The organism is Blautia sp. AF19-1, from assembly GCF_003479155.1.
In the GTDB taxonomy this organism is placed as follows: Bacteria; Bacillota; Clostridia; order Lachnospirales; family Lachnospiraceae; genus Fusicatenibacter; species Fusicatenibacter saccharivorans.
The window spans coordinates 36,944-49,105 of the sequence record NZ_QUGQ01000025.1 but is presented as its reverse complement, the minus strand read 5'-3'; the positions used below and the strand labels follow the sequence as shown (position 1 = coordinate 49,105).

The window sequence follows — 12,162 nt, the reverse complement described above, 5'->3', positions numbered from 1 at the left end:
ACAGAGGGTGTCTTTCTTTTGTGCAATATTTTGGATTTGCTCATTTATAGTTTTTATACAATATTTTACATATACTCTTAAAAAACTTATAAAAGCGTTGATTCCAAAATGAACCAACGCTTTTATAAGTTTTTTGTAACTATTCAGAACCCCTGATAGAGTCCATGTGATTTTTTGTGAAAAACAGAGAAAATAAAAAATCTGTTTTCACTTCATTTGCTTCCTGTCGGTGGATAACTAACCGATGGTGAAGCAGCTATTTCCATCTTTGTGGATTACTGATTTTAATTCATCATTTTTGTATTTCAAAATCCTATTTTTATCGGATTTTGATTAAATTTAGCAACACTTGCACCTTAAAAAAATAGCTTTATCCACAGTCATTTTGCCCAATGAGCATTTCCACACAATTCGCTTTTTTTCTGATTTTACGCTAAAATAGAACTATCATATTTTAGTGAAAGAAGGTGGTCTCTTTGACAGTAGAGGAAATGAATACGCAGCTGCAAATGCAAGTCAATGCATTAAATGCATCTTTGAATTCCCTGCAACAATCATTTGATGCGCAGACTGCGCTTATCACCCAGCTCAATCAGACCATTCAGGAACTGAGAGAACAGCTTAACAAGAATTCTAAAAACAGTTCCAAGCCGCCTTCAAGTGATGGCTTTAAAAAACCTGCGCCAAAAAGTCTGCGTAAACCTTCTGGTAAAAAGGTTGGCGGACAGGAAGGTCATCAGGGAACATACCTGTCTGTCATTTCAGACCCTGATGAGATTGTGAAACATATGCCATCTGCCTGCGAAGGATGTCCTCATTACAAAATGTGTAAAGGAACTGCCTGTGTTGCAGAAAAACGACATGTCATTGATGCGGTCGTCACTGTTAATGTCGTGGAACATCAGCTTCTCGAGATTCCAATCTGTATGCTTCATGGAGATACCAGAAAAGGGAGCTTTCCTAATGATGTTAAAGCAACCGTGCAGTATGGTGAGAACTTGCAGGCACTATCTGTTGCTTTAAATACAGTCGGAGCAGTCAGTGTGAAAAGAACACATGAGATTCTCTCTGGCGTATTTAACATCCCACTTGCCACCGGAATCATAAGTAACATGGTAAAACGTTGTGCTGACGCAGTATCCGAGACAGTAAACCGGATAAAGCAAAAAGTTGCCGATTCAAGTCTTGGTCATTTCGATGAGACCGGAACCCGTGTTGATAAAAAACTATGGTGGGTTCATGATGCATCAAACTGTGAATTCACGTACCTTGATATCAGTCCAAAGCGTGGATATCTTGGCATGGAGCAGTGCGGTGTGCTGCCATTGTTTCACGGTATTTCCATGCATGACTGCTGGGCTTCTTACTGGAGTTACGAAGATTGCCAACATGCAGTCTGCTGTGCCCACTTATTACGGGAATTGACAGGCATTGCCGAGAACCATCCCGAGCAGAAATGGGCGTCTGCATTTATAGGCCTTCTGATAAAAATGAAGAAGGTCAAAGATAAAGCTGTAGAGGCCGGTAAAGAAACTCTCAGCTATTATCACTATCATAAGTTTGATAAGCGATACGATGAACTTATCAAACAAGCCAGGGAAAAAAATCCGCTTCCGGTTACCGCAGAGAAAAAACGTGGGAGAAAGAAAAAAGGAAAGATTCTTGCTCTGGTGGAGCGCTTTGATAATTACAAGGCATCAGTCTGCCTTTTTATCCATAACTTCATGGTTCCGTTTGATAACAATCAGGCGGAACGAGATTTAAGGATGATAAAAGTTAAGACGAAAGTATCAGGCTGCTTCCGAAGTGAAGAAGGAGCCAGGGATTATCTGAAAATCATGTCCTATGTTGGCACAGCCCATAAGCAAGGGCACAACGCATACGATGCAATCAGAAAGGCAATCTCAGGATGCCCAGATTTCATTTTCGAATAGGGGGTTCTGAATAGTTACATGAGAATAACATTTAACTTAGCTCATCTATTGTTTTATCAATCTTCTCAATTGCATAGAGCGGCAAATTTATAAGCCAATCTTCCTTTTTGAAATCTGCCATCGAAGTACGAACAGATATATCAGGTGAAAACTTCTCCTGATATGTTTTCAAGCTCTTTGCTCTAAGGTTAACTTCTGCCTTCACTTCAACCGGAATAATTTGCTCACCTGTATCAATAACAAAGTCAACCTCACAAGAACCCCTATCGTTGGTATAATAATAAATACCTAAATCTTCGATGGTTTTTAATTGCTGACAAACATACTGTTCAGTAAGTGCGCCTTTGAATTCGACAAAAAGATCGTTCCCATCAAGCAAAGTACGTTGACGAAGCCCCGTCATGCATCCGAGCAATCCCACATCTACCAAAAATAACTTAAATGCTTTTAAGTCCTCATACGCCCGTAGCGGGATGCCCGTTGCATTTACACGGCTGACCTTATGAACGAGACCGCAATCACTGAGCCACATAATTGCGGTTTCATAGTCTTTCGCACGGGCACCTTCACGGACGAGCCCGTAAATGAATTTTTTGTTTTCTTTGGCTAACTGAGAAGGAATACTGTTCCACAACATACGAAGTCTTGGTACAATCTCATTTGGAGCATGTTTAGAGAAGTCTTGTTCGTAGGCTGCAAGGATTCGCTTTTGAATTTCACGGACCTCATTAAAGTCTTTGTTCTCTGCGAAGCTTTGCACAGCTTCAGGCATACCACCGACAAAGTAGTATTGCTTTAAGGAATCGATATATGTTTGCTTAAAGCATGTAATCATCCCAAAGTCTTGCTTATCAAGAAGTTCGGCAAAACGTTCCTTATCGGTTGCCATCAAAAACTCTTTGAACGAAAGAGGATAAAGCTTTAAGAAATCTACCTTGCCAACGGGAAAAGATGTGCCTTGATGCAAAGCGATACCAAGCAAAGAACCGGCACATACAATGTGGTACTGCGGGGCGTTTTCATAAAAATACTTAAGAGATGCCAGCGCTCTCGGAACTTCCTGTACTTCATCAAAAATCAATAAAGAATTGTCTGGATCAATTTTGCGACCAGCATACAACTCTAATCCCATAATTAAGCGGTCAGTATCCAAGTCAGAAGCAAATAACTCTGCCATTCTGGAATTAGAGTCAAAATTGATATATATGGCATCTGTATACGCCTGCTTGCCGAATTCTTTCATTAGCCAAGTCTTGCCAACCTGACGTGCCCCTTCAATAATTAAGGGTTTGCGGCGTTTGCTTTGTTTCCATTTTAATAGTTTTTCAATAGCAATTCGGTACATAGACGCACCTCCATCATCATAATGTAAGTATAGTATATTACGCAATTACAAAAAATACAATGAGTTTTAGTCTGATAATTACATTTTTTACAGTGATGAAAGTCGATGAGTTTCATAATATTCTGGCAGCGAAAGCGGCGTATTTATTCCTGTGAAGCAGGCCTCCGATCTTGCTGAAGCAATGAAAACTGCTGCAACTTCCTATTCCACAAGAGATCTGCTTTCTGTCCGCTATATGAACCATTTTAATACGCTTTTTGGTTTTCTCAGAGTCATTTTCTTGAGTCTCATTGGTTTACTCATCGGCGGACTGCTTTCTCTCCCCTACATGGATCATGCCAGCATTCCACTCATTGTTTCCAGCAGTGCGGCCGATTCCCTTCTTGGCAGTGTTCTTCTGGAATCCGGTGTCCAGAGTGGTGTTTATCAGAGTATTTTATGGTTTCTCCTGTGGATTCTGTTTTCCGCTACGCTGGGATTTCTGCATCCCAAAAAACAAATTTGGGGTCCAGGAAACATAACCGTTCCATGGATGCTGAAAAATAAACAGATGAGTGAAATGAAAAACGGAAATATCCGCGTATAATTTTTATCCATTATGCCAAACTGGCTTAAATGATTGATTTATTGAGCAAACTTGTTTTTCTACCAGTCCCATCTTTCCAAAACACTCTTCCAATTTGTCGCATCTTTTTCCGTAGAAACTCACACAAATTTGACAATTTGTGATACACTAACCTATAGCAATTCCGAATATTTTATGCTTCATCACTAATTTTTCGGAACTGAAATTGACTTTTCGATGCATAAACCAAACGATTTGTGGTATACGAAGAAAGGAATTCTTATGAAACTTATTTTTATCCGCCACGGCGAACCGAATTATGAGATTGATTCTCTGACTGAAAAAGGCTGGCGTGAGGCTGAGCTACTTTCGAAGCGGACGGTGAAATGGAACGTCACCGATTTTTACTGCTCGCCGCTCGGACGTGCGAAGGATACGGCTTCTTTTACGTTGAAAAATGCGGGCCGCGAGGCCGAAATTCTTCCGTGGCTGCGGGAGTTTGATGCGCCTGTCCTTGATCCGGAGACCGGAAAGCGCCGGATTCCGTGGGATTTTCTTCCGGATGTGCTCGATGCAAACCGGGATCTCTATGACAATAATCTCTGGACGAAAAATCCGATCATGCAGACCGGAAACATGGACGAGAATTATCATTTTGTGACCGACGGACTCGATGCACTGCTTGCGCGCTACGGTTATGTACGCGACGGTTACCGCTATCACGCTTCGGATGAAACGAACCGCGAAGCTGTCATTGTCTGCTTCTGCCATCTCGGCGTTACGTGTGTGGCGCTGTCCCACCTGCTGAACATGACACCGGTGCAGCTCTGGCAGGGCATGTTCCTGGCGCCGACTTCCGTCACGATCGTCGGAACCGAGGAGCGCAAACCGGGCGAGGTGTACTTCCGCTGCCAGACCGTAGGCGATGTCCATCACCTGCTTTCGGCGGGCGAGCCGGTTTCCTATTATGGAGCGTTTAACGATCCATTTCAATTTTAAACTTTACAAAAAGGAAGATTTTTATCATGAATGAAGCAAAATTAAGAGAATACGCAGAGCTGATCGTAAAAATCGGCGCAAATGTACAGAAAGGACAGCGTGTCCGCCTGCAGACCGGCGTTGACCAGGTTCAGCTTGCTACCATGGTTACCGAAGAGTGCTACAAGGCCGGTGCCAGCTATGTTGAAGTGATCTGGGAGTGCGGTCCGATCAACAAACTGAATTATCAGTATGCATCCGCAGAAACTCTCGGCACCGTTCAGACCTGGGAAGAAGAGCGCCTCAAACAGATGACCGTGGATCTGCCGGTCCGCATTTTCATCGACTCCTCCGATCCGGACGAGCTTGCCGGCATCTCCGCTGACCTGCTCTCCACCGTTCGCCAGATGCGCGCAAAAGTAACGAAAAAATACCGCGACCAGATCGACGGAAAACATCAGTGGCTGATCGTTGCCGCTCCATCACCGGCATGGGCTGCAAAAGTATTCCCGGGCGAGCCGGAGGATGTTGCAGTTGAGAAACTGTGGAATGCCATTTTCGACTGCCTGTACTTAAAAGAAGGCGAAGATATCGAAAAGATCTGGCAGGCACACAGCAACCGTATGATCAGCAAGGCAAAATGGATGACCGAGCAGGCGTTCCATAAACTGCATTACACCAGCAAAAATGGAACTGATTTCACCGTTGAGCTGATCCCGGGCGCAAAATGGAGCGGCGCCGGCGATATCAATCATCTGAACAAGGTCTTCTTCGTTCCGAATATGCCGACCGAGGAAGTTTTCACCAGCCCGATGCGCGGCAAATGCGAAGGCCGCCTTGTTTCCACCAAACCGCTCAGCTGGTCCGGACAGGTTATCAACAACTTTACTGTTGATTTTAAAGACGGAAGAGTCGTTGACTGCCACGCAGAGCAGGGCGAGGAAGTTCTGAAAAAAATGTTCGCCATGGATGACGGCGCTTCGATGCTCGGCGAGGTTGCACTCGTTCCGAAGGAGTCCCCGATCAACCAGTCCGGTCTGATGTTCTTCAACACACTGTTCGATGAGAACGCATGCTGTCATGTTGCCGCCGGTGCCGGATTCTCTGAGGTTCTGGACGGATTTATGGATATGAGTGATGAAGAAATCCTCGCAAAAGGTGTCAATGATTCCCTGATCCACGTTGACTTTATGGTTGGATCGGATGACCTGCACATCGTGGGTATCCACGAAGACGGAAGCGAGACCGATGTCTTTGTAAACGGCACCTGGGCTGAATAATCATCGCCCCATCCTTTCCATCACTTTGCAGAACACCACCGCCGCAATCGTACTCGCCGCTGTCGCCGCAAGCGCCGGTCCGACAATTGCCGTCGGATGGACACTGCCGTACTGACTGCGGTACGCGATGATGTTGACGGGGATGAGCTGCAGGGATGAAATATTCAAAATCAAAAACGTACACATTTCCCGGTTCGCGGTTCCTTCTGGAACTGCGGCCGGGTTTTTCGTTTTCCGCCGCTCCTCCTCCAGCTCCTCAAACCGCTCCATCGCCGCAAGCCCCGGCGGCGTCGCAGCCGCGCCAAGCCCAAACACATTACAGATCATATTCATCCCCGCCGCCCGCATTGCAGGATGCTCTTCCGGCACTCTCGGAAACAAAAACCGCAGCACCGGCCCCATCCTTTTCACCAGCCCGTCAATCACTCCCGCCTTCTTCGCAATCTCCATCAGCCCCGCCCAGAACCCTGTCACCCCAACCAGCGAAACCGCCAGCACCACCGCCTCCCGCGAAGCCCGAATCACCCCATCCGTCACCTCCGGCATCCGCCCCTGTATCGCGCCGTATACGATGCCGAGAAGCAGCATGGAACTCCATAGAACGTTCATTGCATCACCTGACTAAAAAAGATCTTTATAAAAATATGCTGACTTTATATTTTCCATGATTCGAACAGGATCCTGTTATACCCTATCCAGTGAACAAAATAGACTATATATTTCTTCGTGTATTGCCCGGCACTTTTTCATTTAAAAATCAATTTCCCGCTTTCCCTTTTCTCATATAAGGATTTCGATACAGTGAAATCACAAGCTCCGCAGCCATGAAGCACCAGATAATCGGTTCGCACCAGATTACGGCGCTGTAATGGTAACGCGGGATGAATACCATTGCGAAGATAATCTTTCCAAAAAGCTCAATAAAGCTCGACAGCAGCGGCAGAATCTTTTCTCCGAGTGCCTGCAGTGCAAGGCGGCTGCAGTTGACGAGGCCGAGCGCGAAGAAGAACGGGATGGCTACGCGGAGGTAGCGGGCGCCGTTTCCGAGGACGGTCGGGTCGGAGGAGCCGGAGATCAGGTGTACCAGGGTTGGCGCAAACGGTGTGACACAGATAATCAAAGCGATGGTAACGCTGAAGCAGAATAAGTAGGCATAGCGGATGCCTTTGTGTACGCGCTCCCGGTTATCCGCACCGCGATTCTGTGCAACGTAGGTGTTGACGGCCTGCGCCATCGAAGAAAGCGGCATCATGGAGAACGAAAACAGCTTTCTCGCAGCGGTATGTCCCGCAATTGTTTCATATCCAAGACTGTTGATGCCCGGCTGCAGAACGATCGAACCAACGTAAATGATGCTGCTCATGAATCCCATTGAAAATCCCTGTGCCAGCAGATCCGCGTACAGTCCGCGGTCCGGCTCAAAGTGGCGTTTTTCCGGCAACAGAATTTTCGCTTTCGTAACAATATAAATCAGGCAGAGCACCACGGAAATCCCCTGTGCAATGACGGTTGCAATCGCGGCACCGCGGACGCCCATGCCAAAGGTGCGGATAAACAGCAGATCGAGCACGATGTTTACCAGCGATGAAAAGATCAGGAACACGAGCGGCATGAAGCTGTTTCCGATCGCCCGCAGCAGACCGGAGCACAGGTTGTAGGCGAACATGACGAACAGGAAAATCGAGAGAATCGAAATGTAACTGTAGGATTCCTCAAGAATCTTCGCCGGTGTTTTCAGCAGGCGCAGCAGCGGATGCATGAAGATCGTTGCCAGAATCGTGACAACCAGCGTAACGGCAACGCCGATGACGATACAGGATGCAACCGATTTTTTCATCCGGTCTGTCTCCTGCCGTCCAAAGCAGCGCGCCGTGACGATTGCAAGACCGTTTCCGACGCCGAAGGTAAATCCGGTCATCATCTCATAAATCGACGAGCAGGCACCCATCGCCGCAATCGACGAGTCGCCGAGTGTATAGCCGACGATCAGCGTATCCATCGTGTTGTAAATCTGCTGAAACACGCGGGACGCCATAATCGGCAGGGCAAAAAGCAGCAGAGATTTCAGGATTGGGCCATGAAGCAGATCCACCTGAGAACTCCGCCGGGTTTGTGTCTGTGACATAAAAAAATTCCTCCCTCTAAGTATAATGCATTGTTACCATTATATCAGAAGAGAGGAATTACCGGGCAGATAAAATACCCAAAACCATAAAAAAATACAATAATACAAAACTTTTACGGATTTTCGTCAATGATCGTGCATGTTCCGCCTTTTTCTTCGAAGTAATCCTGCATCTGCGCCGACAGCACATTCACATCCTCGTACTGCTCCGGCCGCACATGGTTCGAAATCCAGGCATCGCCGCCCTCGTACAGGATCTGATACTGGCTGTTATAGGAAGCTTCATATACATATGATTCCCCGTCGAGCGTGCATTCATAACGAACCGTGCGAAGCGACGCTTCATCCCGCAGCTGTGATCCCGTGTACACCCGAAGTCCGATCGCCGCTCCAATCAGAACAAAGATCGCCGCAAACACACCAACAAACGCATACCGGATCACTTTCCGTCTCCGCACTGCCTGCTGCACCAGCTGATCATTTAAGACCGCAAGCTGCTGTGCAATCTCATTCAGTTCCGAAGGCTGCTCCTCCTCTACTTCCAGCCCGCCGCCCAGCAGCACGCTCACCGGCACCTCAAACAGCTCCGCCATCCGATCCAGCATCACCGCATCCGGAACCGAAATCCCTTTCTCCCATTTCGAAATCGTCTGCCGCACCACATGCAGCTGCTCCGCCAGCGTTTCCTGGGAATATCCTTTTTTCTTTCGCAGTATTTTGATGTTATCACTCAGCATAACTGTGTCCTCCGCGTATTTGATGGGCCTATCATACGACAAAAACTGGCGTTGCGGCAAGCAACAAAAAATAACACGGCAAATTAGGTTGTATTTATCCTAAGATTTATATATACTATAGAAAAAAGTCTTAAGGAGGTACCCAAAATGACTATCGACACAAAAACTTTAATTTCCATTTCCGAAGCAAACCAGAATTTTTCCAAAGTCGCCCGCCTGGTAGACGAATACGGTTCTGCTGTGATTCTGAAAAATAACATTCCAAGATATCTTGTCATCGACTTCAGCAAAGCCGAGCAGGAAACCACTGCATCCGAAGAGGATGTGTTAAACATCTCAAAACGCCTGATGGAACAAAACAAAGAAGCATACGAGGTACTTGCTAAATGAAAAGACTGAGTAAAAAGCAAATTCTCATGCTGCATACTCAGTTGATTCAGCAAACTGGCGGAAGCGACGGAGTCAGAGATTACAATCTGCTGGACTCCGCTCTCGAAACGCCTTTCCAGTCCTTCGGCGGAGAAGACTTGTACCCCACCCTGCAGGCAAAAGCCGCAAGACTGGGCTATGGCCTGATCAAAAATCATTGTATGATTCTTTCCCCAGCAGATACTGATAAATATCCCTCTTCGTCACCCCGCGATCCTTCGCCACGAGTTTCATCGCTTCTTTTCTTGCAATCCCCTGATCTTCATACCGTTTCATATGATCTTCAATCGAAATCTCCTCAAACGCTGCCTTCGCCTCGTCCTCGATTTCTTTCTGGCTTCGGCCTTCAATCACAAGCACGCATTCCCCTTTCGGATCTTCCTGTTCGTAGCGAGTGATGGCATCTTCAATCGTGGTCTGCCATGCCGTCTCGTGTTTCTTGGTCAGTTCCCGGCAGAGTGTCAGCCGCCGGTTGCCAAGCGTCTCCAGCAGCTCCCGCAGCGTTTTCAGCAGATGATGCGGCGCCTCGTATACGATCATCGTCCGCGTCTCGTTTTTCAGCCGTTCCAGCGCCAGTTTATGTTCTTTTTTATCCGGCGGAAGAAATGCTTCGAAGACAAATCTTCTCGTCGAAAGTCCCGACAGTGTCAGTGCCGTCACACACGCGCATGCGCCCGGCAGGCTTGTCACTTCGATGCCTGCCTCGTACGCCATCTTCACCAGCTCCTCACCCGGATCAGAAATTCCCGGTGTTCCGGCATCCGTGATCAGCGCGATATTTGTTCCCGCCAGCAGCTTCTGCACCAGCTCGCGGCCCTTGTCGTATTTGTTGTATTCATGGTAACTCGTCATCGGCGTATGAATCTCAAAATGGTTCAGCAGCTTAATGCTGTTTCTCGTATCCTCCGCCGCGATCAGATCGACCTCCTGCAGAATGCGGATTGCACGGAAGGTCATGTCCTCCAGATTTCCAATTGGTGTTGCACACAAATATAATTTTCCTGCCATGTTCTTATCTCCCGTCTCCATATAATTCCCGGATGTCCTTTGTATACACGCCCGGCGTCTCATACACAATCAGCGGTTTCTCCACGGTAATTCTCGGATTCCCGCCTTTCATCGCCTCGATCAGCACCATGTTCGGCTCCTTGTCCACAAACGGATAAACGAGCTGCATCCTTTTTGGTTCCAGATGATATTTTTTCAGCGTCGAAAAAATCTCCGCCAGCCGGAACGGCCGGTGCACCAGATAGAACCGTCCTTTCGTCTTTAAAACCGCCGATGCCTCTTTCGCAATATCATCAAACGAGCACAGCACCTCATGCCGCGCAATCGTCTTCGCCTCAAGCGCATTCGTCAGCCCGTGCTGCCCCGTCATGTACGGCGGATTGCACGTTACCACATCAAACACTTCTTTTCCAAACTGCTGCGATGCCGTCTTCACATCTCCCTGGAAAATCTCAACATCATTTTCCAGATGATTGTACCGCACACTCCGCTGTGCCATCTCGGCACTGTACTCCTGAATTTCCAGCCCGGAAAAATGCTCTCCGTTTGTCTTCGCCTTCAGCAGAATCGGCACAATTCCCGATCCCGTGCAGAAATCCATCGCCCGCTCCCCGCGCTTCACCTTCGCGTAGGATGCCAGCAGCACCGCGTCAATGCCATAGCAGAAAAGGGATGGATTTTGTATCATCCAGTAACCGTTCTGCAGATCATCGAGCCGCTCACCCGGCTTCAAAAATTCTTCTTTTCTATCCAATGAAAATCCCTCCTCCTGCTGACTGCCCAGCGCCGCATCACACAAAAAGAAGCGTCAGTTTTACCCGGCGCTTACTTTTTCAAAATGCATTCCAAATCAATCTTATTCCGGCTGTTTTGCCTCTTCCGAAGAAGCCTGCTCCCCGGAGCTGTTTCTGTCTTTTTTCTTCTCTTTGCCTTTTTCCTTCTTATGCTTCGGCTTGAACTTGAGCTCTTCCACCGGGCACTCCCGCATTTCCTTCTCATCGTTCACATCCACCAGCACTTTTACGAGCTGACGAAGCACATTCACACCGGAAACCTCACCTTTCATGCCGTCCGGCAGCGTTACGATATCGCCGACACCCGGCAGCTTGCGGTTCAGGTATTCATAGGTTTCCTGCTCGTTTTTCAGGCAACACATCAGTCGTCCGCAGACACCCGAAATCTTCGTCGGGTTCAGGGACAGGTTCTGCTCTTTTGCCATCTTGATCGAAACCGGTGCAAACTCGGACAGATACGTATGGCAGCAAAGCGGTCTGCCGCAGATGCCGATTCCGCCGAGGATCTTTGTCTCATCGCGGACACCGATCTGGCGAAGCTCGATTCTCGTCTTAAAGACAGCCGCCAGATCCTTTACCAGCTCACGGAAATCAATTCTTCCGTCGGCGGTAAAGTAAAACAGCATCTTGTTATTGTCAAACGTATACTCTGCATCGATCAGCTTCATCTCCAGGTTGTGCGCCCGGATCTTCTTCTGGCAGATTTCAAACGCTTCTTTTTCTTTCTTGCGGTTGCTCTCCTCCCGCGCATCATCCTTCGGCGTTGCAATGCGGATGACTTCTTTCAACGGCTGGATCACCTTGGAATCGTCAACTTCTTTTGGCCCCAGCACAACGAAACCATACTCTACGCCGCGCGCCGTCTCAACGATAACGTGGTCGCCCACGCAGATGTCCAGCTCTCTCGGCGAGAAATAATATACTTTTCCTACGTTTCGAAAACGTACTCCTATAATTGTTATCATGT

Annotated in this window: 12 protein-coding genes and 1 pseudogene; 6 read left to right on the top strand and 7 right to left on the bottom strand. The window is 47.5% G+C overall.

Translation table 11 applies throughout. The annotated features are described in order from the left end of the window. The first annotated feature begins 476 nt into the window (after nt 1-476). Nucleotides 477-1,934 (top strand): IS66 family transposase, encoded by a 1,458-nt coding sequence (gene tnpC, locus DWX26_RS16800; protein ID WP_238061561.1) that lies wholly within the window; start codon nt 477-479, stop codon nt 1,932-1,934. Between the two features lie 31 nt (nt 1,935-1,965). On the opposite strand, the gene DWX26_RS14750 is transcribed toward tnpC, so the two are convergent. Further along, nucleotides 1,966-3,279, bottom strand: a complete 1,314-nt coding sequence (locus tag DWX26_RS14750) for an ATP-binding protein (protein ID WP_022461260.1) — start codon at nt 3,277-3,279, stop codon at nt 1,966-1,968. A gap of 280 nt (nt 3,280-3,559) precedes the next feature. On the opposite strand from DWX26_RS14750, the gene DWX26_RS14745 reads away from it, so the two are divergent. The 3 genes from DWX26_RS14745 to DWX26_RS14735 all read left to right on the top strand — a co-directional run bounded on the left by DWX26_RS14745 (nt 3,560) and on the right by DWX26_RS14735 (nt 6,102). Then, nucleotides 3,560-3,865 carry a hypothetical protein gene (locus DWX26_RS14745; RefSeq protein WP_147398135.1) on the top strand — a complete coding sequence of 102 codons (306 nt, stop codon included), beginning with the start codon at nt 3,560-3,562 and terminating at the stop codon, nt 3,863-3,865. A gap of 261 nt (nt 3,866-4,126) precedes the next feature. Beyond that, nucleotides 4,127-4,843, top strand: coding sequence for a histidine phosphatase family protein (locus tag DWX26_RS14740; protein ID WP_022461262.1), 717 nt, complete (start codon nt 4,127-4,129; stop codon nt 4,841-4,843). Nucleotides 4,844-4,869: 26 nt separating this feature from the next. Further along, complete coding sequence (locus DWX26_RS14735; RefSeq protein ID WP_022461263.1) at nt 4,870-6,102, top strand: aminopeptidase; 1,233 nt, start codon at nt 4,870-4,872, stop codon at nt 6,100-6,102. On the opposite strand, the gene DWX26_RS14730 is transcribed toward DWX26_RS14735, so the two are convergent. From DWX26_RS14730 to DWX26_RS14720, 3 genes are all read right to left on the bottom strand, one after another. After that, complete coding sequence (locus DWX26_RS14730; protein ID WP_117762080.1) at nt 6,103-6,711, bottom strand: nucleoside recognition protein; 609 nt, start codon at nt 6,709-6,711, stop codon at nt 6,103-6,105. A 148-nt stretch (nt 6,712-6,859) separates the two neighbouring features. Further along, complete coding sequence (locus DWX26_RS14725; protein ID WP_118601694.1) at nt 6,860-8,227, bottom strand: MATE family efflux transporter; 1,368 nt, start codon at nt 8,225-8,227, stop codon at nt 6,860-6,862. A 113-nt stretch (nt 8,228-8,340) separates the two neighbouring features. Next, the gene (locus DWX26_RS14720; RefSeq protein WP_118601693.1) at nt 8,341-8,964 is read right to left on the bottom strand and encodes a helix-turn-helix domain-containing protein; all 624 of its coding nucleotides are present in this window, start codon (nt 8,962-8,964) and stop codon (nt 8,341-8,343) included. Nucleotides 8,965-9,111: 147 nt separating this feature from the next. On the opposite strand from DWX26_RS14720, the gene DWX26_RS14715 reads away from it, so the two are divergent. Together DWX26_RS14715 and DWX26_RS17775 are read left to right on the top strand one after the other, a co-directional pair. Further along, complete coding sequence (locus DWX26_RS14715; RefSeq protein ID WP_117804501.1) at nt 9,112-9,354, top strand: type II toxin-antitoxin system Phd/YefM family antitoxin; 243 nt, start codon at nt 9,112-9,114, stop codon at nt 9,352-9,354. Next, a pseudogene (locus DWX26_RS17775) lies at nt 9,351-9,494 on the top strand (type II toxin-antitoxin system death-on-curing family toxin); the annotation flags it as partial. The gene DWX26_RS14715 and the pseudogene DWX26_RS17775, both read left to right, overlap by 4 nt. 46 nt (nt 9,495-9,540) lie before the next feature. Here the strand turns inward: DWX26_RS17775 and rsmI are convergent. The 3 genes from rsmI to DWX26_RS14695 all read right to left on the bottom strand — a co-directional run bounded on the left by rsmI (nt 9,541) and on the right by DWX26_RS14695 (nt 12,160). Next, entirely contained in the window at nt 9,541-10,401 is an 861-nt protein-coding gene (gene rsmI, locus DWX26_RS14705) for a 16S rRNA (cytidine(1402)-2'-O)-methyltransferase (RefSeq protein WP_117804502.1), read from the bottom strand. Between the two features lie 4 nt (nt 10,402-10,405). Further along, nucleotides 10,406-11,089: a tRNA1(Val) (adenine(37)-N6)-methyltransferase gene (locus DWX26_RS14700; RefSeq protein ID WP_055226320.1), complete on the bottom strand. Its 684-nt coding sequence runs from the start codon at nt 11,087-11,089 to the stop codon at nt 10,406-10,408. A 168-nt stretch (nt 11,090-11,257) separates the two neighbouring features. Further along, the gene (locus tag DWX26_RS14695) at nt 11,258-12,160 is read right to left on the bottom strand and encodes a PSP1 domain-containing protein (protein WP_055226011.1); all 903 of its coding nucleotides are present in this window, start codon (nt 12,158-12,160) and stop codon (nt 11,258-11,260) included. Nucleotides 12,161-12,162 lie beyond the last annotated feature (2 nt).